The following is a 26,047-nucleotide window of genomic DNA, read 5'->3' as shown; positions in this document are numbered from 1 at the left end:
CTACCAAGAGCCCGTCACCGATTGATAGCCGCCACGCCGAGCTCCCTGGCACCTACCACAACGCCCGTCAGGAAGATCAGAAACAGGCTCTATAGAGGCGATGCCAAATAATAGTTCCACCTCGGGCCAGCGCGTCGCATTCTGAGTCCCATGACGGATACCCATCCTCGGCTCGGCATCGACATCGGCCGGGTCATCATCGACGGCCCCGCCCACCCGGGCGGCGGCGACACCGCCTTTTTCAGCGGGGACGAGGCGACCATGCTGGCCACCCCCGAGGTGCCCGGTGCCGTCGAGACCATCGCCCGCCTCGTCCCCCAGTTCGGCGGCCGGGTGTGGCTGGTCTCCAAGTGCGGCCCGCGCGTTCAGGCCCGTACCCTGCGCTGGCTCGCCGCCCACGACTTCCACCGACGCAGCGGCATACCCCACGACCACGTCCGGTTCTGCCGCGCGCGGGCCGACAAGCGGGCCCACTGCCTCGACCTGGCGCTCACCCACTTCGTCGACGACCATCGCGAGGTGCACGCCGCCATCCGGGGCGCCGTCGCCCACCAGTACTTCTTCGGACCCCAGCGCCGATCGGTGCCCGCCTACGGCCGACCCACGCCCACCTGGGCCGATGCCGAGCGCCACATCGTCGCTTCGCTGCGCACCGCAAGCCCGGCCCGCCCCTGAGAAACCGCCTGCGCGTCAGGTCGGCGGGTCGACCGCAGGCCGACGGCGCGCCCAGGCGAGGAACCGGTCGAACAGCACCCCCGGCTCGGGAGCGTCGTGGGCGTTGAAGTGGTACAGGTCGCGCATGGCCTCGTACATCAGGCCGGCCAGGTAGATCGACAGCCCGGGGCGGTCGGCGTCGTACTCCGTCCGCAGGCGCAGTCGCGCCGGGCCGCACGGCCACGGCTGCCCGCAGGCCCGGCAGCACCACATCGGTCGCAGCGGTGTGTGCGGGGCCTCGCCGCTGCCCGCACCGACGCGCCGGCTGGCCGCCGTCCGGCCGCCACGCTCCCGGGTTGCGGCTATGTTGCGCCTTCCGGCTCCGCTGATAGCCCGAGATGCCGCAACCCGCCAGCGCAACCCGCCAGCGCGAACCGGCGAACCGGCGAACCACGAGCATGAAGCGCATGTACGAACTCGCGAACCGGAGCCCACAGACCCGAGCCGCGACGCTGGCCATCCGATGAGCGGCCATGCTCGCGAGATACGGCATGTTGCGCCTTCCCGCTCCGCTGAAACCCCAAGATGCCGCAACCCGCGACCAGAGCCGCAACCCGCGATCACACACGCGACCCGCGACACGCGACACGCGAGCACAGCCGCAACCCGCGAGCGCGTCCGCCGCGCGCACAGCACGTCCGCCGCGCGCGCAGCGCGTCCGCCGCGCGCACAGCACGTCCGCCGCGCCGTTGCGCCCAGGCAGCGCGGTGGTCAGCGGGCGGTCAGGGTGGTGGTCAGGCGCGACAGGACGCGGTGGGCGTGCTCGGCCGCCGGGTCACCGAGATCGTCGAGAATCTGCGCCGCTCGTCGCCAGGCGTCGACGGCCCGGGTGACGTCGCCCGTCGCCTCGCGCGCCTCACCGAGCCGCTGCAGGGTCTCGGCCTCGTGGTAGCGGTCCGCGGACTCCCGGAACAGCGCGATGGCCTCCTCGTAGCGGTCGGCCGCCCGATCGTGCTCGCCCAGCCGGGCGTGGGCGAAACCGAGGCTGTCCAGCGTCGCCGCCTGGCCGTTGTGGTCGCCGCTGGCCCGTTGCTGGGCGAGCGCCTCGGTGCAGCTCTCGATCGCCCGTGGGTAGTCCCCGGTGGCGGCGTAGAGCCAGCCGACCGCGTTCAGGGCCCGGGCTTCCCCGGCACGGTTGCCGACCGACCGGTACAGCCGCAGCGCTTCCTGACCGTGGCGCAGCCCTTCCTCGGGTCGCCCCCGCATGTAGCAGACCTCGGCGTGGTTGTGCAGCGTCAGCGCCTGGCCGGTCGGGTCGTCGAGTTGCCGGTGCAGCTCCAGGGCGCGCAGCAGCCGCTTCTCCGCGGCGTCGAGGTCGCCGAGGCGGGTCTCCGCGCGGGACAGCAGGCGGTTCGCCACGGCCTGACCGGCGAGGTCGTCGACGCGTTCGGCCGCGGCGAGGGCGACCTGTTGGGCCGCGCGCTGATCCTGCCAGAGACCGCGCGGGGCGAAGAACGTGGTCAGCGCCCAGGCCAACTGCCAGGCGTACGCCTCGAAGCCGGTCTCCGCGGCCTGGCGCACCGCCCGCAGCAGCACCTGGTGCTCCGCCGCGAACCAGCCGAGCGCCGCATCGTGGTCCTCCGACGGCGACCTGACGTTCGACGGCACCGCGGGGACCGGGTCGATCGCCGGCCACTGTGGCTGGAGCAGCACCGCCGCCGGGTAGGAGCTGTGCAGGTAGTAGTCGAACAGCCGGTGACGGGCCTCCCGCGACTCGTCGGCCTCCCCGGTCGATCGGGTCAGTTCGGCCGCGTACGCCCGGAGCAGGTCGTGGAAGGCGTACCGGCCGGGCAGGTGCTCGGCCAGCAGGTGCAGCCGGGTCAGCTCCCGCAACGACGACCCGACGCTCGCCGGGGTCTCCCCGGTGAGCGCCGCCGCGGCCTCGGCGGTCAGATCCGGGCCGGGGTGTAACCCCAGCAGGCGGAACAGGCGGGCCGCCGGCCGGCTCAGCGCCAGGTAGGACCAGGAGAAGACGGCTCGTACGTCGCCGTCGGCCAGCGCGTCGAGCATCGCCTCGTCGGGGCGCAGGCTGGCGGCGAAGGCGTCGAGCGGGAAGCCGGGGTGCAACGCCATTCGCGCCGCCACGATCGACAATGCGAGCGGCAGCCGGCCGGTCGAGTCGATGATGTCCGCCGCCGCGGTCGGCTCGGCGGCCAGCCGGTGGGCACCGAGCCGACTGGCGAGCAGACTCATCGACTCGGTGCTGGTGAGCACGTTCAACCGGATCGGGTGCGCGCCTTCCGCCGCGATCAGCCCGGACAGTTCGTCCCGGCTGGTCACCACGACCACGCAGCCGCCGGCACCGGGCAGCAGCGGCCGGACCTGCGCCGTGTCGCGCGCGTTGTCGAGCACCAGCAGCATGCGACGGTCGGCCAGCAGGCTGCGATGCAGTCCGACGCGGGCTTCCAGGCTGGCCGGTATGCCGGTGGTCGGCACGCCGAGCGCCTCGAGGAAGCCGCGCAGGGCGTCGCTCGGATCGACGACATCGGCCTCGTCGTAGCCGCGGAGATTGACGTAGAGCTGACCTTCGGGAAACCAGCCGGCGGCCCGGTGTGCCCAGTGCAGGGCGAGCGCGGTCTTGCCGACCCCGGCCATCCCGGAGATCGTGAAGATGGCCACCGCCGTCCGCTTCGCCGATTCCGGGTGACGACCGGAGTCGAGGGTCTCCAGTTCGGCGCAGCGGCCGACGAAACCCGGTACCGCCAGCGGCAGTTGCTGTGGTCGTTCCCCCGCCGGCCCGGCCAGGTCGGGGTCGGCGGCGTGGATGAAGTGGACCCGGTCGGCGGCGGACAGGTTGAACGCTTCGGCGAGCAACCGGACGGTCGAGGCGCGCGGACGGGCCACCCGCCCGCTCTCCACGTCCCGGATGCTGCGTACGGCCAGGCCGGTGGCGGCCGCGACATCCTCCTGGGTCAACCCGAGCCGTCGCCGGTGGGCCGTCACCATCTGACTAAACCGGGCCATGCCCATCCACTCATGGCTTATCGGTCCGAAGGGGACCGGTCGGCCTCTCGACGGGGAAATGGATGTCCGGTGATGGTTTCTACTGGATGGCGTTGCCGTTGTCGAGCCGTGGCCCGACGGCCGGGATGGCGGGCGGGCAGCCCGGGTCGTCAGGAGTTGAGCATGCTGTCGGTCAGGTTCTCCGCCACCGCGTCCAGGCTCACCGGTGGCGCGGCCCACCGGTCGATCGCCTCGGCCGCGGTGTGGGTGACCCCGACCCGCCAGTGCTCGCGCAGCCACCTTCCGGCGCGTGGGTCGCCCGGCCAGTCCGGACCGATCTCGTGCGCGAGGAGCCCGGCGATGGAGGTGCCGAACTCCCAGGAGCGCAGCCGGGTGGCGCTGACGAAATCGCCGCAGAGCACGTCCAGGTACTCGATCGGTCCGGGTCGCGCGCCGAGGTGCTCGGCCGCCAACTGGTCGTACCGGGACCGCAGTTCCGCCGGGGCAGCCGGACGGCGGGCGGCGTCGACGGCGAAGAGCAGCCGGACGCACTGGGCGCGGGTGACGATCAACAGTCGTTGTGCGGTGTCGTGGCCCAGGGCCGCCGCGGTGCGTGCGGGGAACGACCGGTGGAGCCAGCCGTGATGCAGGAACATGTTCTCGGTGACCACGCCCCAGCCCTCGACCAGTCCCTCGTCGCCCATCCGGCGTCCGTCGACCGGCAGTTCCGGGCCGGTGTACGCGAAGTGCAGCGCATGCCCGACCTCGTGGAACAGCGGTCGGCAGTCGCCCACGCCGCCGGCGGCCGACACGGCGACGACGATGTCGTCGGGCACCCGCACCGGCAGGCAGTACGCGCCGGGCACCTTGCCGGGGCGGGCGTCCAGGTCGAGCCGGATCCGCGGGGTGAACTCCAGCCCCAGCTCGCCGACCAAGGCGTGCAGCAGCGGCAGGCAGGTCGCCAGGTCCACCGGGTCGGCGAAGGTGGTGCGCGCCGCGCCGATGAGCTGGGCGACCGAGAAGGAGCCGGCGGCGAACAGGGGACGCCAGATCGACTCGTACCGTGCCCGGGTCGCGTCGAGGAATCCCCGCGCCTCGCGCTCCAGCCGACCGAGGTCGTGCCGCTGCACCCGGTCGGCGTAGTCGATCAGATCCCGGTAGCCGGCCGCGGTGACGACGGCCAGCCGCCGCTGTTGCGCCTCCAGCCACAGCGGAGCGACCTCGCGGTCGTACAGCTCGTGCAGGTGGTGTCGCGGGGCCGTGGCGTCGCGTGCCGCGAGACGTCGAGCGCGGGCGAGATCGACGTGTGCGCCGCTGGCGTCGGTGACGGTGACTGCTTTCTCCCGCTCGGCGATGCGGGCGTGCAGCCGAGTGGTCTCCGCCTCGATCAGCGCCTGGAGCACCAGAGCGACGAAGGGGCGCCCGGCATCCTCCGCGATGCCGGCGGCCCGCAACGCGTCGACCGTCTCCGACCGGAACACCTCCGGCCACGCCGCGTGGATCTTCGCTGGCTCGAACGTGGTGGCCTCGCCGAGGCAGTACCGCGCCTCGGCGGCGGCGAGCGTGTCCAGGACCGTGGCCACCGGGGGCCGCAGCGACTCGATCAGGGGGTGGGTACTCATCGGGATGGCCCTTCTGCTTGCGCCCGCCGCGACAGCATCGCGATCGCCACCGCGACCGGCACACCGGCCAGCATCAGTAGCTTGTAGGCGTCGACGTGGATCGGGCCGTACGAGGCGGCGCCGAGGGTGGCGGTCGCGGCCAGCACCGCGCCGCCGGCCGCCGAGTAGAGCTGAAGCTTGGACGAGGCGATCACGTCGCGCAGCGTGAACATCGCGCGGGAGTGGTGGTCCGGCACCGCGTCGTACCAGGTGGTCAGGTTGGCGTTGCCGTAGCCGGCGGCGCAGACCGCGGACACGACGACGATGCCGGCGAAGCAGGCGACGCTCGCCCCGCTCGCCGTGCCCTCGGTCGTCGGCACGAAGACCCACAGCAGGCGGGTGAGCACCGTCCCGGCCATGGTGTAGACGATGAGGCGGTACGTGCCGAGCCGGTGCGCGGCCCGACTCCAGACCAGCAGGCTGATCGGCGCGGCCAGTCCGCGTACCGCGAGGATCACCGCCACGGTGCCGGCGGGGATGCCGAGGTGCAGCACGGCGTAGATCGCCAGCAGCGGCGTCACCAGCACCGTGTCGAGCAGGAAGATGACGCTGAGCCGACGGAGCGGGCCGTCGGCGACCAGGCCGGTGGCGGCGGCGCGCAGCTCGCCGAGGGCCTGCGGGTGCGCGCCGCCCGGCACCGGCGTGCGTGGCAGGCGGCCCAGCGTCGTGATCGACACGATCAGCAGCACCACAAGCACCCCGAGGAGGATGCGGTACTCGTTGCGGTCGACGACGGCGCCCGCAAGCAGGCCGAAGCCGAGCAGCAGCACCACGTTCAGGATCTGGGTGGCGAACTGCATCCGGGCGACGAACCGTGGTCGACGACCGGGTGACACCAGTGCCCGCATCCACGGGTGCCACGCCACACCCCAGCTGACCGAGATCGCCACCTCGATGGCGAGCAGCACCGCCACGAACGCCGCGAACACGGCCGCTGTCCCCCACCGGCTCAGCTCCGGCACCGCGGCCAGCAGCACCAGCAGGAGCAGCACGCCCGCGTATCCGAGCCGCATCGTCCGTCGGAAACCGAGACGCCGGGGCAGCCGCACCGCGAGCAGCTGCGCGGGCACGCTCAGCACCAGCAACCCCAACGCCGTGCCGACCTGCGCCGGCGTGAGGCCGAGTGTCTGCACGCCGTACAGCTGGACGAGGTCCGCGCTGAGTCGTCCGGTGGCGAAACAGAGCGGGACGATGACCATGTTCGCCACGATGGCGAGGCGTTCGACGCGCGGCTCGCTCGGCGGCGTGACGTTGGCCGGGGTGGACGTGCCGCCGGTCAGGTCCGCCCGAGAACCGACGGCAGGTAGCTTCGCGTCAACCATTGATAGAGTTCCATATCCCGGGTGTTCGCGGCACGGAAGATGTCGATGGCCTCGGGCGGCAGCAGCCGGTGGTCGCCACGGTCGCCGCTGTTCAGGTGGAACGTGGCCGGCCGTTTCCAGGACAACATCTCGCCGAGCCGGGCCTGGCACTCGGCGAACCGCTCGACCGTGCCGACGAAGGCGAAGTGTTCCTCGACGGCCTTCTTCGCCAGCGCCAGGTCGTCGTCAGTGGTCTCGACGTTCGTCGTGCCGGACAGGAAGCGCACCTGGTCGTCACGGAACTGCAGCGGCAGCCCGGCCACTCCGTCGGGCAATCCGGCCTGGAGGGCGGCCCAGAGATTGCCGGTGTCGCGCTTGCGGTACGCCCAGTACCAGTAGGAGACGCAACGGTCGACCGGCTCGCGCAGCATGGTGACGTACCGGACCGGTCGACCGATCCTGCGGTGGACGCCGACCGGCAGGTTGAGTGCGATCGCGTCATGGCGGTGCTGGTTCTCGACGATCTCCGAGACGATCTGCCGCACGTCCTCGTCCGGACTGTCGACGGTTTTGGCCCCCGGCCCCCCGTTGCTTCTCCGGCCGGACACGAGGTACTGCCGGAACTGGCCGGGGTAGTTGTTCAGCAACGCCTCGATGATGCTGTTGCCGGCGTTCTTGTTGATGTGGACGTAGCACACCAGCGGGTCCGACGTCACCGTTCTACTCCACGAAGTCGTAGATGTACTCGCCGAACTCGGCGTGGTAGCGGTCCTGGGTCTGCTGCCAGGCGTTCGAGAGGTTCGTCCGGTCGGCCGGCCCACGGGTGCCGAAGTAGGGAAAGTGGTGGAAGTAGTAACCGAAGATCCGGTCACAATGGGCAAAGTACGCGTGCGTGTCGAGGATGTGCCCGTGCCAGAACTCGTCGATGTCGATGTGCGGCGGCAACAGTTCACCCTCGTACCGACGACGTAGGTACAGCCAGTTCTTGTAGAGCCGCTCGTAGTAGTCCGCACGTGCCGGGCTCCATTCACTGCCCAGTACGTCGCGTCCCTGAGTGAGCCGGTGCTTGAGCGGACCGAAGTCGATGGCGTCGATGTACCGCCGCACCTCGGCGAGGTCGGCGATCCGGTTGGCGGAGGTGTCGTGGGGAACCTCCCAGCGAAGTTCCTCGGCGGGTTTGACGACGATTTCGGTCATGTCGCAGCCAATCTCGATCGGTCGAGCGGATCGTGCGGCGGTGGTCCGGGCCGGCAGCGCCGACCCGGACCACCGGTTCGCGTCAGACAGCCTGGTCGCAGCACATCACGCGGGTCGACGGCTGGCGGACCTCGGCGGCCTCGGCCGAGTCCTCGACCTCGGGGGTGGCCTGCTCGGTGATTTCGGTCTCCACGACCTCAGTGATCTCCGACATTGCGCTCTCCCTTCCTGTTGCCCGCACCGAGGTCGCTGACCGGTCGGCACGAACAGGTGTTGGATGGCCCGTTGCGAGAGGGTCCCGTTGACAGAAATGTCACCCGCAGCGGTTACCAGGAACGCTATTTGCACGCCCTGGGGTCATCCAGGAGATTGACCGGCAGTTGACCGGCAGGTCCCGGTTGGACCGCAGCGTGCGGGAGCGGTCCCGCGGTACCGGGGCCGGGGCCAGGGCCAGGGCCGGCCGGCGTGATGCTGGCGGCGACTACACCGCCTGGGATCGGGTGGTCGTCAGACCCAACCAGGTGGCGAGAGCCTCGATCTCGGCGTCGACCTCGGCGGTCATCGCCCGGGTGAAGGGGACGTCCTCGTGCAGGGCGTTGACGACGAGGACGCCCGCCTTGCGGTCGGCGGTCGCGTCCAGCTTGCCGACAAGCCGGTCATGATGGAGTACGGGCAGGGCGAAGTAGCCCCACCGACGCTTGTCCCGAGGCTTGTACATCTCCAGGAGATACTCGTAGCCGAACAACTGCTCGGTGCGTAACCGGTCGTGGATCAGCCGGTCGAACGGCGACAGCAGCGCGGTGCGCCCCTCGAACGGCAGCCCGAGGTACGCCGGGTCGACCCGCCAGGTCCCGGGTACGCCCTCGACCACGGCCTCCTCCCCCGCGGCACCGACGAACGGCGACTCACCCGGGGTCAGCGTGCCACCGGACCGGGCGATGCCCAACGCGGCGAGCCGGCGCTCGTCGCGCCGCCGGGCCGCCTCGTCCGGATCGAGGTCGGGCAGCTCGACCGGGTACACCCGCTCGGGCAGATCCCAGTAGCGCTGCCGTCCCTTACGGCCGGCGATCGCCACCTGGCCATGTCGCGCCAGCAGTTCGAGCATCTTGGTGACGTTGCGGTTGTTGGTCCAGCCGCTCGACGGCCAGGGCACCACGCTGGTGTCCGGAATATCCCGGGACAACAGTGGTCCGTTCGCCGCCAGCGCCGCCAGAATGTCCCGGCGGAACGACGCGTTCTGCTCCAACCAGGCTCGGGCGGACGGATGGGTCGCGGCGCGGGCCTCGGCGATCACGGCGGGCAGGTCACCCGGTGTCCGGATGTAGGCGACGGTTTCGACCAGGCTGCGCTCGACCTCGATCGCCCTGGTCAGGTGCGCGGGATCGTAGGCCGGACCGAGCCGGCTCCACAGCACGAGATCGGCGCTGGGCGCGATGGCCGCCGTCGGGTCGAGTTGCAGAATCGTGAGGCGCTCGACGACCTCCACCAGGTCACTCGGGCGCGGCGCGGCGAGCAACTGGGCCCGGATCGCGATCCGCCGGGCTTCGTCCCGCGTCAGTCGATGAACGACCATGCCGCCGACCCTACCCAGCGGAGCGTCGCCGGGTGGGACGCGACCGCCCCGCGCGGTGGCCACCCCAGCCGGGCACGACGGGCCGCATGACCATCGGCACTGGGCCCGCCGCCGGCTCGACGGGTGTACTGAGCCGACGGGGATTCCGGCCCGCTTCAGGAAGAAGGCTCGCGTGACCTTGTGGATGGGTGCCGCCGGTGCCGCGCTGTTCGTGCTGGTGTTCCTCGTCGACGGCGGGAGCCGGCCGGACTACTCACCGGTGCGTCATCCGGTCAGTGCCCTGGCGCTGGGCCGACGAGGCTGGGTCCAGACGGCCAACTTCATCGTCTCCGGCACCGCGATCACCGTGGCCTCGCTCGGACTTGTCGTCGCGGGTCCGAGCGTCCTGATCGGTGTGGTCCTCACGGTGTTCGGGCTCGGCCTCGTCGCGTCCGGGGTGTTCCGGATGGATCCGATGCTCGGCTACCCGCCGGGCGCTCCGACCGGGATACCGGAGCAACACAGCACCGCGCATCGGCGCCACGATCTCGCCGGGGCCGTCGTCTTCCTGTCCCTGCCGGTCGCCGCGGCAGCCGGTGCGTTCACCCTGCCCGGGATGGCCTGGAGAGTCGTCTCAGGTGGTCTCGCCCTCGCCCTGTTCATCGGGCTCGGCTGGTTCGGCAGGGCGTGGGAGCAGACCTCGCCGCGCCTCGGCCTCATCCAGCGCGCCGTCATCGTCACCGGGTGGGGCTGGCTCGTCGCACTCTTCGTCTGGCTGGCCCTGCGGCCAGGCTGACCGGAACATGTCCCGATTGGGTGGTTTCGTTCTGGTCGGGCCGGGGATGCCGGGCCACTCCGTTCGCAGCCCGACCCGGAAAGGCGCACCGATGAGCGCAGACCACGTCGGCACGCTCGTGCCGGCCGACCCGTGGCCGCTGCCCCGCGACGCCACCGTCGCGGACCACATCGTGCAGCGGCTCGCCTGCTGGGGCGTACGCCGCTACTTCGGCTTCCCCGGCGACGGCATCAACGGGATGACCTCGGCCCTGCAACGCACCACCGAGCAGACGCAGTTCGTCCAGGTGCGGCACGAGGAGACCGCCGGGTTCGCCGCCTCGGCACACGTCAAGTACGGCGGTGGGCCGCTCGGTGCGGTGCTGGTGACCAGCGGTCCCGGCGCCATCCACGCGCTCAACGGTCTCTACGACGCGAAACTGGATCACCAGCCGGTGGTCGCCCTGGTCGGGCACACCGCGCTCACCGCCGAGGGCGGCGGCTACTACCAGGAGGTGGACCTGCTCGCCCTCTACAAGGACGTGGCGGCGGCGTTCCTGGCCCAACTCGACCACCCGTCCCAGGTACGCCACCTGGTGGACCGGGCGTGCCGGACGGCGCTGGCCCGGCGTACCGTCACCGCCCTGGTGCTGCCGCTCGACGTGCAGGACCTGCCGGCGGTGCCCGACCCGCCGCACGCGCACGGCTTTTACCACACCAGCAGCGTGCCGAGCAGCGGCCCGACCGTGCCGCCGGAAGCGGACATCCGGCACGCCGCCGAGGTGCTGGGCAGCGGCGAGCGGGTGGCCATGCTGGTCGGTCAGGGTGCGCTCGGCGCCGAGATCGAGGTACGCGAGATCGCCCACCGCCTCGGCGCGGGCGTGGCGACGGCGCTGCTCGGGTTCACCACCGTGGACCACCGGGAGCCGTGGGTGACCGGCGCCATCGGCCTGCTCGGCACCCGACCCAGTTGGCAGTTGATGAACCAGTGCGACCGGCTGCTCATCGTCGGCAGCAACATGCCGTACTCGGAGTTCTACCCGCCACCCGGGCAGGCGCGGGCGGTGCAGATCGACCATGACGGCACCCAGCTCGGTCTTCGCTACCCGACGGAGGTGAACCTCACCGGTGATGCCGCACCGACTCTGCGGGCGCTGCTGGCCGCACTCGGCCCGGGACCGGGGCCAACCCGCTGGCGGGAGACCATCGCCGGGGCCACCGCCGCATGGCGGCAGTCACAGCGGGAACTGGCCGAGCAGGACGCCCAACCGGTCAACCCGCAGTTGCTCTTCGCCAGGCTCAGCGAACGCCTGCCCGACGACGTGATGATCGCCGTCGACTGCGGCACGACCACCGCCTGGTACGCCCGGCACATCAAGGTGCGTCCGGGAATGCTGGCCAGCCTGTCGGGCACCCTGCTGTCCATGGGCGGTGCCATGCCGTACGCCCTGGCGGCCAAGTTCGCCCACCCGGACCGCCCGCTGGTGGCCCTGATCGGCGACGGCGCAATGCAGATGAACGGGGTCAACGAGCTGATCACGGTGGCGAAGTACTGGCAGGGTTGGGCCGATCCCCGGTTCGTGGTGCTGGTGCTCAACAACCGGGATCTGGCCTTCGTCAGCTGGGAGCAGCGCTCCACCGAGGGCACCCCGATGTTCCCGGACAGTCAGCAACTGCCCGACATCGCGTACCACCGCTGGGGTGAGGTGCTGGGGCTGCGCGGCGAGTTGGTCGACCACCCGGACCAGGTGGCCGACGTCTGGGACCGGGCCCTGCGCGCCGATCGCCCCACGGTGATCAACGCGCTGGTCGACCCCGCCGAGCTGATGATGCCCCCACACTTCACCGCCGAACAGGCCCGCAAGACCGCCGCCGCGATGCTGCGCGGCGACACCGACTGGGCCGGCATCATCCGCCGCGGCATCCCCAGCGTCGTCACCACCTACCGCCCCCGCCGCCCCTGACCCCCCACCCCGCCCACTTCGCTCCGTTGATCATGAGGTTAGCGGCACTCACAGAGATCGAACTTGCCGCCAACCTCATGATCAACGGGGGGTCATCGGGGTGGGGTCATCGGGGTGGGGTCATCGGGGTGGGGTCATCGGGGTGGGGTCATCGGGGTGGGGTCATCGGGGTGGGTGGGTTAGCCGCGGTTTTGGAGCCAGCGGCGGAAGTCGGAGAGGGGGTTGTCGGGGGTGCGGCGGGGGTCGGGGAGCGGGTCGCGTTCGACCGGGCGGCGCGGGGTGCCGACGAGTTCGCGGCTGGGCGGGGTGAACGCCTGTGCCGGCTGGCCCTCGACCGCCGTGCCGATGATCCGGGCTACCGCGTCGATCACCCGGGCCTGCACGGCGGCGCCGACGGAGTCGGTCGGATCGTCCGGGTTGGCGGCGATACCGGCGATCGCGACCTGCGGGGTGTAGCCGACGAAGCTCTCCGTGGCGGCCTGGTCGGAGCTGCCGGTCTTGCCGGCCACCGGGCGGCCGTCGAGGATCCGGTTCACGGCGGTTGCCGTGCCGCCGTTGCACTGCCCGAAGGCGGACTGCTGACCCACCGGGCAGCGCGCCGCATCGGTGGCGGCGCGGGCCACGTCGGGGTCGAGCACCTCGCGACAGTTCGGCTCGCCGACGGGCAGCCGCTGACCGTCCGGCGCGGTCACCGACACCACCGGCAGCGGCGAGCAGTACGTCCCCTCGGCCGCCACCGTGGCGTACGCGTTGGCCAGGTCGAGTGGGGTGGTGGCGGCCACTCCTAGGGTGAACGCGCCCCAGTCGGCCGCGTCGTTCTCGGCGAAGTCGGCGTCGGACTCGGCGCGGAAGGTGATGCCCAGCCGCTGGGCCATCTCGACCACCTTCTCCGGTCCGACCTGCTCGGCCAGCCAGACGAAGTAGGTGTTGACCGAACGGCCGAAGCCGTCCCACATCATCCGGTAGCCGTCCATCCACTCCGGGTTGGCGTTGGCCGGGCACCAGCGGCCGTCGCAGCTGCCCTCCCCCTCGGCGGCGTACCGGGTGGGCAGCCGGCTGGGCGCGTCGAAGCCGGTGGACAGGGTCCGGCCGGACTCCAGCGCGGCGAGCATGGTGAACAACTTGAACGTGGAGCCGGCCTGGTAGCCGGCGACACCAGCACCACCGGAGATCAACGGGTTGACGGTGTTCGGGTAGTTGACCTGCCCGTCAGGGTTGCTGTCGAGGCTGTAGTGCCGGTTGACCGCCATCGCCAGGACGCGACCGGTGCCCGGCTCGACGGCGGCGATCGGCACGGCCCGCGGGTTGTCGTAGCCGTAGATGCCGGTGGCCTGGCGCTGCGCGGTGGCCTGGGTCTGCGGGTCCAGCGTGGTGACCACGCGGTAGCCGCCGCGTCGTAGTGCCTGCTCCCGCTCCTCCACGGTGTCGCCGAACTCCGGCTGGGCGACCCACCAGCGGCGCAGGTAGTCGCAGAAGAAGCCCCAGCCGTCACGCCCGCTGGTGGTGGCGGCGCAGCCGTTGGCCTGCTCGCTCGGGTCCAGCGTCAACTTCTCGGCCCGGGCCTCGGCGGCCTGATCGGCGGTGATCGCCCCGGTCTCGACCATGGAGTCCAGCACGTACCCCCGACGCTCCAACGCCGCGTCGACGTCGCCGTCGATCGGGCTGTACGCCTCCGGCGACTGCACCAGGCCGGCGAGCAGGGCCGCCTCGGCGAGGGTCAGGTCGGCCGGTGCCTTGGAGAAGTAGCGCTGGCTCGCGGCGGCCACCCCGTACGCCCCGGAGCCGAAGTACGCGATGTTGAGGTAGCGGTTGAGGATCTCGTCCTTGCCGAGGCGCTGCTCCAACGCGTTGGCGTACCGGATCTCCTGGAGCTTGCGCCCGATGGTCGGTTCGGTGGCCGCGGCCCGCTCTTCCGCGGTGCGGCTCGGGTCGGTCTTGAGCACGTTGCGGACGTACTGCATGGTCAGCGTCGAGCCGCCCTGCCCGGTGCCCTCGGTGACGTTGCTGACCACCGCCCGGAGCATGCCGCGCAGGTCGACCCCGCCGTGGTCGTAGAACCGCCGGTCCTCGGCGGCCACGATCGCCTGGCGCATCACCGGCGCGATCTCCGTCAGCGCCACGTCGGTCCGGTTGACGTCGTAGAACGTGGTGATCAACGTCTTGCCGTCGTTGGCGTAGAGGTAGGACCGCTGCGGGGTGGCCGGGGTCCGCAACGCGTCGGGCAACGCGGCGTAGTTGCCGAGTGCCGCCTTCGCGGCGAACCCGAGCAGCAGGTTGCCCGGCAGCGCGGCGACCGCCAGGACCAGGCCGGCGAGCACGCCGGCCAGCACGACGGTGAACAGCCGCGACAGCGGCGTAGGGGTGGCCATGGTCCCCAGGATTGCCGCGAAAGCCACCTTCCGGCCACCACAATCGGCCAGTTGTCAGGCAATTCACCGCTATTTGCCAGCCACCGCTGTGCTGCTCAGCCCCCGAAGACCCGATGCCAGCTGATCAAACCCGGCAGCAGGAGCACCGCGCCCACCAGGGACAGCACGGTCGAGACCAGCGGCAACCGGGCACGACGCAACGCGCGGCTCAGATACTCCTGCCGAATCTCCTGTTTCTCTGCCTCACTGAAGTCACGGTCGATGTAGAGGTCCGCCTCCCGCTCCGCCGCCTGGAACAGGTGCGCCGCCCAGGTGGTGAAGGCCGCGGCAACCACCCAGAGCGCCGCGTCCAGCGCCACCTTCGCGGTGGACACCTGCGGGTCCGGTGGCCCCGTCGACACCGACGTCAGCATGTTGATCCCCGCTCCGGCGAAGAGCCCGGCGAGGAAGTTCAGGGTCGACGGGGCCGGGATCGCGACGCTCACCGGCCCGCCTCCGACGGCGCTTCGGGCCAGGGCAGGTCGGGCCAGGCCGTGCCGCAGATCCGCTTGCCCAGTGCCTCGATGCGTTCCAGGAGGTCCACGCTGACGTTGTTGTCGAGCTCGGTGGCGAGGGCGGTTAGCTCTGCCCGGTAACCCAGCAGTTCACGGAGCTTCTCCTGTACCGCCGGCGTCTGCACCGTCCCGTCCCGCTTGGCGATCTGCTCGCGGATGGTGCCTTCGATCTGTTCGACGCCACGCCGCCAGGCACGCAGTTGCTGGGTGGTCAGCGGTACACCGGTCGGCGTCAGGACAGTCTCGGGCAGGACGGGTTGCGTCCGGGGCTCAGCCGGGTCGGGCCGCCCGTGGTTGAGCACCTCGCCGATGAGCTTGAGGCTCTCCATCTGCACGATCCGCCAGACGATGTCGGCCAGTTGCGCGGCCACGAACGGGATCCGCAGCCGCTCCTCCGGGGCGGTCGGCAGCAGGGTCGGGGTCCGCATCGCCCGCAGCACCCGCTGGAACAGGGTCTGGAGGTGGTCGCGGGTGCCGGCGGCGGCTTCCGTGCAGAGCAGGTTCGCCTCCAGCACCTGCGACAGGTCGATCTCGCGACCGGCCACGGTCCACTCCTGCTCCCGACCCATCAGCCAGGTGTGTGCGGTCTCCATCGCCTGGTGCATCGGCGTGCCCGCGCGGACCAGGGCGCTGAGGCACATCGCGGTGGTGGCCTCGTCGCGGTTCCAGGTGCCCGTGCCGCTGCGCCACCAGTTGTCGAACGGCCCGCCCTCGGCCACCCGGCGCAGCAGCCAGTTGCAGGCGTCGCGCACCACCGGATGGTCGACGCGCAGGTTGGCCTGGCACAGACCGAGGACCACGCGGGCAGTCACCCAGGGCACCCGGGCCGGGTAGAAGTTGCCGTCGGCCTCCTGCGCCCGGGCCGCCACCTCCACGAGTTGGTCGATCCGGTCCTGCTTGCGAAAGCGGGCCGGCGCGGAGCCCTCGAAGCCGAGCAGCAGACCGAGCACCCAGTTGCGGTACATCCGGTCGGGGTCCAGCTCGTCAGCGGTCATGCCGGCCAGGTGCGGCGCCCCGCCCAGCAGCGCGTCCTCCTGGGCCATCGACCGCTGGATCTCCTCGAAGTCGGCGAAGTCGGCAGTCACCGCCCCCACCGGTTCGGGAAGCGCACAGCCCGGGTCGTGGTAGCTCCACCGCTCCCGCACCCAGTCGGCGATCGCCTGCCACGCCTCGTCGTGACTGAGCTGATGCAGGGCGCTGGCGGCGAAGACCCCAGCCCCCAGGTTGTCGCTCCAGGTCGAGTCCTCGGCGCTGCGCTGGCTCAACGAACGGCCGAGCCGGGTCAGCGTGTCCCAGGTGGTCACCAGGTAGAGGCTGTCCCGGCGGACCTCGTCGGGCGAGATGAGACTGTCCAGCCGACTCAACGTGGCCTTCATCAGCCGGTCGCCGCCGCGTTGCAGGTGCAGCCAGACGATCCGCTCCGGACGACTCCACCGCCGGTCGGCGTCCCACTGGTTGCGGGCCCGGTTCATGACCAGTTGTGCTCGTCGCCGCGAACCGATCTGGTACGCGCCGTCGATCTGGAACACCAGCCCGGCGTCCCGCAGCTGCTGCAACGGCTCCCGCAGGTGCCCCGCCTCGCGGACCGCCATCTGCAACTCCAGCATGCCCAGGCAGGCCAACCGGTACAGCGCCTCCTGCCGTCCCGTCCCGGTCACCTCGCGGGTGTAGTACTCCTCCAGGTCCGATTCCGTCGGTACCCGGCCCAGAGCGTCGGACAACTCGATCGCGGTGAGCGCGATGTGGGCGTCCTCGCGGGCCAGGGAACGGATCCTCGGCCAGCGCTGTTCATCGATGCCGCTGTCCACCAGGAGTTGGTTGACCAGTTGCCGTCCCTCCGCCAGCACCGGTGTGAGGGCTCGGGCCGGCTCGCCCCGACGCAGGATCTCGGCGGCGGATTTCCAGCTCGTGGCCAGCACCTGCAGGCGCAGACCGAAATCGCTGCGCAGCCGCTCCACGCAGTCGAACAGCTCGTTGCGCACCGGCAGGTTCGCGTGCAGATTTTCCATCACCACGAGGTACGTGCCGGTCCTGCTGCGCTCCTGCTCCAGCATCGCCAGCACGATCGACGCCGGCCCGTCCGCCGGGTCGCTGAGATTCAGCCACACCACCCCGTCGCCCTGGGCCAACCGCTGCTCGACGACATTGGCCACCAGCGCCGACTTGCCACAACCGTGGTCACCGACCACGACCACGTCCTGCCCCGCCTCCAGCATCTCGTCGACCTTGATCGAGCTGGGGGTGATCCGATGCAGACGGGCATAATAGTCCATTGTGGTCTGGTTCGGAAGCTGTGCGTGCCCGACCCGCTTGGGCTGCCACCAGTCGCCGAGCGTCTCTCCCCACTCGACCAGGGCGTAGCTCAGCAGCACCAGCGGGGAGACGCCGACCGACACGGCGGCGACCCGGACCGCCGCTTCGGGAAGCCACACCTGCAACGGCTCACCCGGAGTCTCGACCCGCACCATCAGGCCATGCACACCGTTGACGAACTGCCTGGTCACCTCAGTGGAGACGTGCAGCGCCGCGCGCCTGCCGTTCGGCAGCGCCGTCTGCGCGAGCAGATCCAGCCGCGCGGCATCGAGAAGTTCGAGGATGGTGGCGTCCGAGCCGAGGGCGCTCACCGCTTTCCAGCCGGCGGGTGGTTCGACCGTCGTCACCGGCGTACCCCCTCCTCCGGCGGCTCACCCTCGGTCAACCGGCGGTCACCGGGACACTTTCGATGCTAACCGCCGAGTCGGGCACTGTCGTCATGGGACAGCGCGGCGCAGAGCCGGAGGTACTTGGTGCGTACCAACTCGCCGTCGACCTCGCCGACGTCGGTCTCGGCGAGGGTGAAGCCCCGATGGCCGAACGCCGCACGAACGTCGTCGGCGTCGCCCAGATCGTGACTCACCATCCGGGTGGCGTACCGACGCACCGCCACGGACAACTCCTCCAACTGCACCTGGAGCAGCCCGCGCCAACTGGCGGCACGCTCACGGAACCGCAACTCGAAGTCATCGACCAGGTCGGTCACCTGGTGCCGGTTGTCCAGCTCGTCGGCGCTGGGCCACTCGTTGCCGGGGTGCAGCCGCACAGTGGTGACCACCGTGCCCCCGGGGCGCAGCAACGCCGACCAACTGTCGATCACGGTAGCCGCCGTGGTCCGGTCGAAGCGGGTCAGAAAGGCGTCGGCGACCACCAGATCGTACTTTCCGTCCGCCGTCAGCTGACGCACCGCCTCCGGGCAGGTGATGTCGGCCTTGTGTCCGTGGATCTCGGTACCCAGTTGTCTGGCGTACCACTGGCAGGCCAGCAGCGGAGTCTGGCACTTGTCCACCACGTGTACGTCCAACTGGCCCGGCAGCGCACCGGTCGCCGACCGGATCGCGTCCAGCACGAAGGCGAGCGTCGTGTAGTCGGCCGTGCCGCTGATCAGCACCCGCCGGGCACCACCGCGTACGGCCTCGATCAGCCGTCGGCTGTAGAACTCCGCGTGCCACTGCGGGCTGCTCACCATGTCGAAGAGCCGCAGATACTGCCAGGCCGAGTGGTACCAGGAACAGTTGGCGCTGTCCTGGTGCGAGGGGCCGCACGACATTGGTGCCATCGCGTAGAGCATCTTGGCCGACTGGAGCAGGGAGCCGGTGAGTTCCGGTCCGGGCGCGGGCTGCTCCTCCCGGTTCGCCGGAACCCGGCGCATCAGGGCCTCCCAGAGCAGGCTGGCCCGTTCCACGTCCTCGGAGTGCCGGCTGACCACCCAGGACGTCATACCGTCGCGGCCCAGTTCCTGACGCACCACCACCTGGCGGTCGATCAGCCACATGCCGGTCATCGGGACCTGGGTGGCCTCACCACCGATGCGCACCGCGACCTTCACCGGGTGCAGGTGATGCTGGCGGTCCTCGTCCACCTGGCGGTCGACCTCGGCGCTACCCACGTCCTCGCCGGGCACGAGGTACATCCGGCGGATCGTGGCGCGCCGCGCCAGCTGCCCGAACACCGCCCGGGAGAACAGGTCGGCCGGCCGACCGACCGCGGAGTAGGGCACGATCTGGCACAGCTCCCGGTGCACGCCGGAAGCCAGGCCCTGGATCAGTTCGTCGACCGCGGCGCCGGGCAGCCGTACGCTCTGCGGGTCGGTGCCCTCGTAGGACGCCCGGAAGAACACGTTCGCTCGACGGGCCCGCTCGATCAGATCGGCGGGCGACACCTGTGCCGTGGCATTTCCAGGCTCGGTCATCCCGGCCCCTCCCTCACCGCCACGACGCTGTCACGACCAGGTGGGTCCCACCCGGTGCCTGGACAGCGTCGCGGACCTGCCAACCTGCCTCCCCGACGGCAACGATGACGTCACGGGTACGGAACCTGCGGGACTGGAAACAGCGAATGCGGTGCCCGGCGGGCAGCGGCACGCCGTCCAGACACACCGACCGACGTAGCACCGCCTCGCCCACCACCACGTCGTCACGCCAGCTCAGCGCGAACTCCAGATCGGCCTCGGCGAGGCCGGCGGCCAGCAGCGGTTGCAGTGCGGCGTCGCGGAACTCCGGAGACCGGTACGGGGCGAGGGCCGTGTCCGGCGCCGGACAGCCCGCCGCACCGAGAGCGACGCTGAGCAGCAACACGTCACCGGTACGCAACGCGTCGTGGATGTTCGCGAGTACCTCGACGGGGCTCTCGACGTTGCCGAGGGTGTGCCCCAGCAGGCAGCCCACCACGGGGCCCGGTCCGACTCGCCACCGCTCCACGCTGCCGGAGGTGCCGTGCTCAATGTCCCACACGTGTGAGTCAACGCTCATCCGGTCGCCCGCGAAGCGGGCGAGCCGGGCGCAGGCGAGCCCGAGCAGGGTCTCGCTGAAGTCGAGTGCCAGATATCGCTGGCAGGGCAGTCCCCGGTCGGCCAGCCGGTCGAGGAAGGCCCGGCTGCGGCCGCCGTTGCCCGGCCCGATCTCGGCCAGCGCGAGCGCCCCGGCAGCCACCACGCCGGTGGCGACCAGGGCGTCCGCCTCGTGCCGGGCCGAGGTCAGCATGCTGAGGTAGTCGGCGGATCGGGCGTACGCGTCGTGGGTGTGTGCGGCGCTGCCGGCGTAGGCGAACTTGAGTGGCACCTGGCCGACCCGAATGGCCCGCACCACGGCCACGCGATGCGGCTCGCGCTCGAAATAGGGCGGCGCGGAGCGGGTCGGAGAAAAGAGCCGGCGTCCCGCGAACGACGATGAACGAAGCGTCCCGGCGTCACCGGTCACACCATGCGCGCATCTCGCCTCTGCCACAACGTCCTCCGACGAGGTCAGAGCCAACCGCCGATTACCCGACAATAAGCGTGAGCCGCAACCTCACGCACCCTTTCTGGCGCCTCATTTCGCAATCTGCAATCCGTACGCCGACCAAGGAACTATCTAACACGATAATGCTGCAATGAGATCCATCGATCGGTTGAGCGGTTTTCGGCCGAACGGAGGATGGTTGATATCACCGCGGTTGGCCCGCGCCTTCCGGCGCATCTCCGCGCCCACAGCGTTCGAGCAGCTGGGCGACCGCGTCACGAGCCGCAGCCGTGAAGGTGGTCGGCGTGAACACGTGTCGCTGCCAGTCCCCCTGGAGCCCACCGATGTCGTCGACACCCTCCTCCACCAGCAGCACCATGTACTTGCGGTACGCGAGCGCGGCACCCTTCTCCTCGATCAGCCAGGCGCTCGTGGCGTACTTCTCCTCGTCTCCGGCGAACCGCCGGGCCCTCGTCATCAGCGACACGAAGAACTCGCACTCGCGGATCCGGTTGAGCACCGCCGCTCCCACGTACCCGTCGGCCCGGCGGCCGGTGACAACGGTGAATCCCCGATCTTCCAGCAGGCCGGACAGCCCTCGCACGTAGCCGTCCTCCTCGGCGAAGCGGTACGACAGAAAGACGCTCGCGGGTGTGCTGGTCGGCCGCACCAGGTCCGAGCGCGCTGCCTCCAGGCTGCGGGTCTCGTCGACGTCCTCGATCAGTTGTTCCAGAGTGTCGTCGCCGGTGTCGGCCGCGATGTCCCTGACCCGGTCGAGCAACCGACCGGTGCGCGAGGTGCCGGTGGCCAGTAGCCGAAAATCCCGGCACTTGACCAGCATCGCCTCGGTCTCCGCCGCCAGCATCTGCGCCGGGGTCCGCTTGTCCAGGGCGTACATCTCCTTCAGCCCGCTCCGCGCCCCCCGGTAGAACGTGGCCGCGTGGTCCTCCACCGTCGCCAGGTCGACGTGCAGCACGACGGCGATACCGGCCGCCGACCAGCCGAGCGCCAGGTCGCCGGTACGGGTCAGCCCGGTCGCCAGCGGATCGACGATCACCACGTCGAAGCTGTCGTTCGCGACGGCGCGTTCGGCCTCGTCGAGGCTCTCCTCCACCACCACCCGCTCCACCAGGGGGCTGTTGGTCAACTCCTGGTAGAGCTGCCGGACGGCGGGAACGGAGTCGCACAACAGCACGGTCAGTCGAGACAACGCAGGCACAGCATCGGCTCCATGAATATCTCACCAGCGGGAAATGAGCACCCATGGTGCCATGGCGATGAACGGGAACACCTCGGGGAAATGTCCGTCGACAACAGCCGAACGGCCCCTGCGACCACCGAACTGCCCGGTAGCCCGATCAAACGTTTCCGTTCCCGCCCGAAGAAGGGCGACGCCCGCCGATACGAATAGCCGTGGGTCCGGAATCCGACAGTTTTGCGCGTCGGGTTACCGTCGAATCCAGTCCCCGGCCACCGTCATTTCCTCTCCGGTCGACGCGGTCAGGCCGCGCCGAGCGGGCCGGTGCCGCCCGGGCCGAGCGGGCCGGACGGACCGACGGTGGCGACGCTGGCGCTGGTGGCGTCCCGGAGAATCTCCCGAGGCAGCAGCCGACCCGAGCGGTAGCAGATGCCGATGCCGGAGATCAACACGAAGATCGCCCCGAAGGTCTGCAACGAGCCGATCAACGCACCACCGAGGCCGAGCAGCGGGCTCGCGATCATCAGCATCACCCCGTCTCCGATACTGAACATCCCCGAGCGGGCCACCGCCCATCCGGTGAGCAGCCAGCCGGCGCTGTAGCAGGTGGCGCCGACCAGCACCAGCGACCGGGCGGTGGCGCCGAAGACCGGGGTCTGCTCGGACAACCCCGCGAAGGGCAGCATGAGCACCGTCCCGGCGATGCTGACCAGCAGGCCGGCCACCGCGGCGTGCCGGCTGCGGGTGGCGGCGAGCAGCCCGGTCAGCCCGAGCAGGGCCAGCAGGCCGAGCCAGACCGCGGCCACCCAACCGATCAGGTACAGCGCCCGGCCGTCGGCCGGGTACGGGTCGTTGCCCACCCCGCCGTCGCTGGCCATCGCCACCGCGCCGTAGAGGATCGCGTACGCCGGCAGCAGCCAGACCGCGGCCCGGGCCAGCCGCCGCAGCGACCAGGCCCAGCTGGCGTTGGTGGCGGGTCCGGGTGGTGCCGGCTCGTCGATGAAGGGAAGGACGCCGAACCCGCCGCCGGTACGCCGGGTGCCGACCGGCCCCTTCGGGTCGTGGGCTCCGGGCACCTCCGGCGTGGACCACAGCCGCCGCACCGGCTCCATGCGTCACCTCGCTCACCTGCGGACGGTGCCGGGACACGCCGAGGCGCCCCGATGCCTGGTCACCACCCGCACTAGGACCGATGGTGGCAGGCACCGGGTCGCCTCATGAGCCTTTCTCGCATTTGTCGTCAGGTTCGAGCCCGGCCGGCGGAACCCGGTCCCGACACCGCGCGAGACCACCGGTCAGACATCCCGCCGGGGCCCCGCCGGCAGGGTGCCCGAGTTGCGGCATCCCGGGCCGATCAGCCACGCGAAGACCGCGAGCTGCGGCATCCCGCGCCCACCAGCCACGCGCAGACCGCACCTTGCCGCATCCCGGGCTGGCTGGCGGCGGCGGAGACCGCGAACCCGGAGTCAGGACGCAAACCGGCCCGAACCGCCGGAGCGGTTCGGGCCGGGCACCGGATCGGGTCAGCCGCGCTCGCGCTGATCCGAGGTGTCGTTGAGCAGAGCGGCCGGAGAGACCGGCTCCGGCGCGGGCAGCCCCTGCGGGCTGTTGCCGCCGGTGGCCTGCGCCTCGGCCACGCGTACCTCGTTGTGGATCTCCTGGGCCGCCGCGGCGGCGGCCTGGGCGGCCTCCGCCGCCTCCCGCTCGACGGCGCTGGCGTCGTCGGAGGCCTCCTTGCTCGGCGCGTCACCAACCATCTGGCCCAGGCCGCCGAGTGCGCCGCCCATGCCCTCCAGGGCCTTGGTCAGCTCGGTCGGCACGATCCACACCTTGTTGGCCGTGCCGTTGGCGATCTGCGGCAGGGCCTGGAGGTACTGGTAGGCGAGCACCTTCTGGCTCGGGTTGGCCTGGTGGATGGCGTCGAACACGGTACGGATCGCCTTCGCCTGACCTTCGGCCTGCAGGATCCGGGCCTGCCGGTCACCGTCGGCGCGCAGCACCGCCGCCTGCTTCTCACCCTCGGCCGAGAGGATCTGCGACTGCTTGTGACCCTCGGCGTTCAGGATGGCGGCCCGGCGGTCCCGCTCGGCGCGCATCTGCTTCTCCATGGAGTCGCGGATGCTCGGCGGCGGCTCGATCGCCTTGATCTCCACCCGGGTCACCTTGATGCCCCAACGGCCGGTGGTCTCGTCCAGCACACCGGAGAGGTGCCGGTTGATCTCCTCCCGGCTGGTCAGCGCCCGCTCCAGGTCCAGCGAGCCGATCACGTTACGCAGCGTGGTGACGGTCAGCTGCTCGATCGCCTGGAGGAAGTTGGAGATCTCGTAGGTGGCCCGGACGGAGTCCACCACCTTGAAGTAGAGGACGGTGTCGATCGACACGACCAGGTTGTCCGAGGTGATCACCGGCTGCGGCGGGAAGCTGACCACCTGCTCGCGCATGTCGACCTTGGTACGCACCGCGTCGACGAACGGCACGAGGATGTTGAGGCCAGGGTTCAGCGTGCGCTTGTACCGGCCGAGCCGCTCGACGACGTCCTGACGCTGCTGCGGCACGATCCGCACCGACTTGGCCAGGGTGACCACCGCGATCAGCGCCACTGCTATCAATAGGGCGGGAACTACGAACTCCATCCGTTCACCTTTCCGCTTCGGGTAGCTCACCGGGAGTGGTGACGTCCCGCCAGACCAGGGCTACCGCTCCCTTGACCTGGATAACCTGCACCCGCTCGCCGGGTGCGAAAACCTGGGTGGCGTCGTAGGCGCGAGCGCTCCACACCTCGCCGTCGATCTTCACCATGCCCCGGTCAGCGTCCACGTGCTCAAGTACCAGGGCGGTGGAGCCCTCGATGGCCTCGACCCCGAAGGTCGCGTCGCCGCTGTCGGAGCTGGTCTGTTTGTGTCGTTGGATGACCGGTCGCGCGGCGAACACGGTCAGCGCGGAGACCACCGCGAAGACCACCGCCTGCACGGCCACCGGCGCACCCAGCGCGGCGGCACCCGCAGCGGCGAACGCGCCGACCGCGAACATGATCAAGAACAGGGTCGCCGTGAAGATCTCAGCGACCGCCAGCACCACACCCAGCACGATCCACAGCACGGCATCCACGTAACGATCGTGACATGTCCGTGCACGTGTCATCGAACTGTCATGATCTTAGAGCGATTCCACCCGACACCGAGGGAGACTTCGTGCCCCTGCGTCCCGAAACCGCCCGGCACGTCGACGCTCTGGTGGCCGACGCGCAGTCCGCCGGCCACGTACCTTCGCTGATCATCGGCGTGGTCCGCGACGGCACGCTGGCCCATCTGGCCACCGCCGGCACACAGCCGCACCCCGACGTCGATCTCCAATACCGCATCGGCTCGATCACCAAGACCATGACCGCCGTGCTGGTCATGCAGGAACGCGACGCCGGCCGGCTGGCCCTGGACGACCCGCTGCGCCGGCACCTGCCCGAGGCCGCCGCAGCCGACGCGGTCACCCTACGGCAGTTGCTCGGGCATGCCGGCGGTCTGCAACGCGAACCCGACGGTCCGTGGTGGGAACGCCGCGAAGGCGTCGACCTGAGCGCCCTGCTGTCCGGGTTCACCGCCGCGAAGGTCGCGCACCCGCCGCACCGCGTCTGGCACTACTCCAACCTGGCGTACGGGCTGCTCGGCGGGGTGCTGGAGCGGATCACCGGTACGCCCTGGGCGCAACTGGCGCAGGAGCGGATCCTGGAGCCGCTCGGACTACACCGCACCACCTACGCGGCCACCGAACCGTTCGCCCGGGGCTACGTGCTGCATCCCTGGCACCACACGCTGCGGGAGGAGCCACGAACCGACAGTCGGGCGATGGCACCGGCCGGTCAGCTCTGGTCCACCGTCACCGATCTCGCCCGCTGGGCGGCCTTCCTCGCCGACCCGGATCCGGCCGTGCTCAGCCCCGCCACTCTCGACGAGATGTGCGCACCGGTGATCCTCAGCGACCTGGACGCCTGGCGCGGCGGATACGGCCTCGGCATCCAGCTCACCCGCGACGGCGACCGGGTCCACGTCGGGCACGGCGGCTCGATGCCCGGTTACGTCGCCACGCTGGCCGTGCACCGCCCCAGCCGCACCGGCGTCGTCGGCTTCGCCAACTCGTACGGCTTCCGCACCGGCGCGATCGGGCCACTCGGTCACCGGGTCCTCACCCACGTGCTCGATGTCGAGCCGGTACCGGTCCGGCCGTGGACGCCGGCCGAGGCCCCACCGCCGGCCGACCTGGCCCCGCTGACCGGCCGCTGGTGGTGGATGGGAACCGCGCTCGACGTCAGCTGGGACCGGGCGACCGGGGAACTGGTCGGCGAGCTGCGCGGCGACCGGATCAGCCGCTACGCCCGGGAGGGCCCTGACCGGTGGCGCGGCGTCAGCGGCGTCGAGCACGGCGAGGTGCTGACGGTGCGGCGCGACGAGGCGGGCCGCCCGGTCGCACTGGACATCGCCACCTTCGTCTTCACCCGTACCCCGGACGACGAACCCTGAGCGTCCCGCCGCGCCCGGACCGGCCGGGGCTGAAGGCGGGCGAGCGGGTGGCCACGC

The 26,047-nt window shown here is 70.8% G+C and carries 21 protein-coding genes; 4 read left to right on the top strand and 17 right to left on the bottom strand.

Going from position 1 to position 26,047, the window contains the following annotated elements; genetic code table 11:
- Positions 1-150 precede the first annotated feature (150 nt).
- Entirely contained in the window at positions 151-675 is a 525-nt protein-coding gene (locus AB0J93_RS27785; RefSeq protein ID WP_363925265.1) for a hypothetical protein, read from the top strand.
- Positions 676-690: 15 nt separating this feature from the next.
- Here the strand turns inward: AB0J93_RS27785 and AB0J93_RS27780 are convergent, their stop codons facing one another.
- The 8 genes from AB0J93_RS27780 to AB0J93_RS27745 form a co-directional block, all read right to left on the bottom strand.
- Positions 691-1,020 (bottom strand): hypothetical protein, encoded by a 330-nt coding sequence (locus AB0J93_RS27780; protein WP_363925268.1) that lies wholly within the window; start codon positions 1,018-1,020, stop codon positions 691-693.
- A 405-nt stretch (positions 1,021-1,425) separates the two neighbouring features.
- Positions 1,426-3,678, bottom strand: a complete 2,253-nt coding sequence (locus AB0J93_RS27775) for a tetratricopeptide repeat protein (protein WP_363925264.1) — start codon at positions 3,676-3,678, stop codon at positions 1,426-1,428.
- 149 nt (positions 3,679-3,827) lie between these two features.
- Positions 3,828-5,279, bottom strand: a complete 1,452-nt coding sequence (locus AB0J93_RS27770) for a hypothetical protein (protein ID WP_363925263.1) — start codon at positions 5,277-5,279, stop codon at positions 3,828-3,830.
- The gene (locus tag AB0J93_RS27765) at positions 5,276-6,640 is read right to left on the bottom strand and encodes an MFS transporter (protein ID WP_363925262.1); all 1,365 of its coding nucleotides are present in this window, start codon (positions 6,638-6,640) and stop codon (positions 5,276-5,278) included. Before AB0J93_RS27765 ends, AB0J93_RS27770 begins: the two co-directional genes overlap by 4 nt.
- Positions 6,595-7,335, bottom strand: coding sequence for a hypothetical protein (locus tag AB0J93_RS27760; RefSeq protein WP_363925261.1), 741 nt, complete (start codon positions 7,333-7,335; stop codon positions 6,595-6,597). Before AB0J93_RS27760 ends, AB0J93_RS27765 begins: the two co-directional genes overlap by 46 nt.
- A gap of 4 nt (positions 7,336-7,339) precedes the next feature.
- Positions 7,340-7,816 (bottom strand): hypothetical protein, encoded by a 477-nt coding sequence (locus AB0J93_RS27755; protein WP_363925260.1) that lies wholly within the window; start codon positions 7,814-7,816, stop codon positions 7,340-7,342.
- An 82-nt stretch (positions 7,817-7,898) separates the two neighbouring features.
- Positions 7,899-8,030 (bottom strand): hypothetical protein, encoded by a 132-nt coding sequence (locus AB0J93_RS27750; protein ID WP_275410415.1) that lies wholly within the window; start codon positions 8,028-8,030, stop codon positions 7,899-7,901.
- Between the two features lie 267 nt (positions 8,031-8,297).
- Positions 8,298-9,389 (bottom strand): crosslink repair DNA glycosylase YcaQ family protein, encoded by a 1,092-nt coding sequence (locus AB0J93_RS27745; protein ID WP_363925259.1) that lies wholly within the window; start codon positions 9,387-9,389, stop codon positions 8,298-8,300.
- Positions 9,390-9,561: 172 nt separating this feature from the next.
- Here AB0J93_RS27745 and AB0J93_RS27740 point away from each other — a divergent pair, with 172 nt between their 5' ends.
- Both AB0J93_RS27740 and AB0J93_RS27735 read left to right on the top strand, forming a co-directional pair.
- Complete coding sequence (locus tag AB0J93_RS27740; protein WP_363925258.1) at positions 9,562-10,164, top strand: DUF998 domain-containing protein; 603 nt, start codon at positions 9,562-9,564, stop codon at positions 10,162-10,164.
- Between the two features lie 91 nt (positions 10,165-10,255).
- A complete protein-coding gene (locus AB0J93_RS27735) occupies positions 10,256-12,106 on the top strand; it encodes a thiamine pyrophosphate-requiring protein (RefSeq protein ID WP_363925257.1) in 1,851 nt (616 codons plus the stop codon).
- Positions 12,107-12,285: 179 nt separating this feature from the next.
- Here the strand turns inward: AB0J93_RS27735 and AB0J93_RS27730 are convergent, their stop codons facing one another.
- The 9 genes from AB0J93_RS27730 to AB0J93_RS27690 form a co-directional block, all read right to left on the bottom strand.
- Positions 12,286-14,475 carry a transglycosylase domain-containing protein gene (locus AB0J93_RS27730; protein ID WP_363925256.1) on the bottom strand — a complete coding sequence of 730 codons (2,190 nt, stop codon included), beginning with the start codon at positions 14,473-14,475 and terminating at the stop codon, positions 12,286-12,288.
- Between the two features lie 95 nt (positions 14,476-14,570).
- Positions 14,571-14,960 carry a hypothetical protein gene (locus tag AB0J93_RS27725; protein ID WP_363925255.1) on the bottom strand — a complete coding sequence of 130 codons (390 nt, stop codon included), beginning with the start codon at positions 14,958-14,960 and terminating at the stop codon, positions 14,571-14,573.
- Positions 14,957-17,689, bottom strand: coding sequence for a hypothetical protein (locus AB0J93_RS27720; protein WP_363925254.1), 2,733 nt, complete (start codon positions 17,687-17,689; stop codon positions 14,957-14,959). The genes AB0J93_RS27725 and AB0J93_RS27720 overlap by 4 nt, the downstream gene beginning before the upstream one ends.
- 65 nt (positions 17,690-17,754) lie before the next feature.
- Positions 17,755-19,254, bottom strand: coding sequence for a class I SAM-dependent methyltransferase (locus AB0J93_RS27715; RefSeq protein WP_363925253.1), 1,500 nt, complete (start codon positions 19,252-19,254; stop codon positions 17,755-17,757).
- Between the two features lie 13 nt (positions 19,255-19,267).
- A complete protein-coding gene (locus AB0J93_RS27710) occupies positions 19,268-20,146 on the bottom strand; it encodes an L-histidine N(alpha)-methyltransferase (protein WP_363925252.1) in 879 nt (292 codons plus the stop codon).
- Positions 20,147-20,486: 340 nt separating this feature from the next.
- Positions 20,487-21,500, bottom strand: a complete 1,014-nt coding sequence (locus AB0J93_RS27705; protein WP_363925251.1) for a hypothetical protein — start codon at positions 21,498-21,500, stop codon at positions 20,487-20,489.
- 281 nt (positions 21,501-21,781) lie between these two features.
- Positions 21,782-22,591 carry a hypothetical protein gene (locus AB0J93_RS27700; protein WP_363925250.1) on the bottom strand — a complete coding sequence of 270 codons (810 nt, stop codon included), beginning with the start codon at positions 22,589-22,591 and terminating at the stop codon, positions 21,782-21,784.
- 411 nt (positions 22,592-23,002) lie between these two features.
- Positions 23,003-24,112, bottom strand: a complete 1,110-nt coding sequence (locus tag AB0J93_RS27695) for an SPFH domain-containing protein (RefSeq protein ID WP_363925249.1) — start codon at positions 24,110-24,112, stop codon at positions 23,003-23,005.
- Positions 24,113-24,116: 4 nt separating this feature from the next.
- Entirely contained in the window at positions 24,117-24,587 is a 471-nt protein-coding gene (locus AB0J93_RS27690; RefSeq protein ID WP_363925248.1) for an NfeD family protein, read from the bottom strand.
- A gap of 83 nt (positions 24,588-24,670) precedes the next feature.
- Here AB0J93_RS27690 and AB0J93_RS27685 point away from each other — a divergent pair, with 83 nt between their 5' ends.
- Complete coding sequence (locus AB0J93_RS27685) at positions 24,671-25,990, top strand: serine hydrolase domain-containing protein (RefSeq protein WP_363925247.1); 1,320 nt, start codon at positions 24,671-24,673, stop codon at positions 25,988-25,990.
- Positions 25,991-26,047 lie beyond the last annotated feature (57 nt).

This window comes from Micromonospora sp. NPDC049374, assembly GCF_040677165.1.
Taxonomy (GTDB): Bacteria; Actinomycetota; Actinomycetes; order Mycobacteriales; family Micromonosporaceae; genus Micromonospora.
This window is presented reverse-complemented; position numbering and strand designations above follow the sequence as displayed.

Excerpts from the sequence above, each read along its gene's own strand:
- AB0J93_RS27785 (WP_363925265.1), top strand. The coding sequence starts at position 151 with ATGACGGATACCCATCCTCGGCTCGGCATCGACATCGGCCGGGTCATC.
- AB0J93_RS27745 (WP_363925259.1), bottom strand. The coding sequence starts at position 9,389 with ATGGTCGTTCATCGACTGACGCGGGACGAAGCCCGGCGGATCGCGATC.
- AB0J93_RS27750 (WP_275410415.1), bottom strand. The coding sequence starts at position 8,030 with ATGTCGGAGATCACTGAGGTCGTGGAGACCGAAATCACCGAGCAGGCC.
- AB0J93_RS27700 (WP_363925250.1), bottom strand. The coding sequence starts at position 22,591 with ATGGAGCCGGTGCGGCGGCTGTGGTCCACGCCGGAGGTGCCCGGAGCC.
- AB0J93_RS27770 (WP_363925263.1), bottom strand. The coding sequence starts at position 5,279 with ATGAGTACCCACCCCCTGATCGAGTCGCTGCGGCCCCCGGTGGCCACG.
- AB0J93_RS27765 (WP_363925262.1), bottom strand. The coding sequence starts at position 6,640 with ATGGTTGACGCGAAGCTACCTGCCGTCGGTTCTCGGGCGGACCTGACC.
- AB0J93_RS27755 (WP_363925260.1), bottom strand. The coding sequence starts at position 7,816 with ATGACCGAAATCGTCGTCAAACCCGCCGAGGAACTTCGCTGGGAGGTT.
- AB0J93_RS27695 (WP_363925249.1), bottom strand. The coding sequence starts at position 24,112 with ATGGAGTTCGTAGTTCCCGCCCTATTGATAGCAGTGGCGCTGATCGCG.
- AB0J93_RS27730 (WP_363925256.1), bottom strand. The coding sequence starts at position 14,475 with ATGGCCACCCCTACGCCGCTGTCGCGGCTGTTCACCGTCGTGCTGGCC.
- AB0J93_RS27735 (WP_363925257.1), top strand. The coding sequence starts at position 10,256 with ATGAGCGCAGACCACGTCGGCACGCTCGTGCCGGCCGACCCGTGGCCG.
- AB0J93_RS27715 (WP_363925253.1), bottom strand. The coding sequence starts at position 19,254 with ATGACCGAGCCTGGAAATGCCACGGCACAGGTGTCGCCCGCCGATCTG.
- AB0J93_RS27775 (WP_363925264.1), bottom strand. The coding sequence starts at position 3,678 with ATGGCCCGGTTTAGTCAGATGGTGACGGCCCACCGGCGACGGCTCGGG.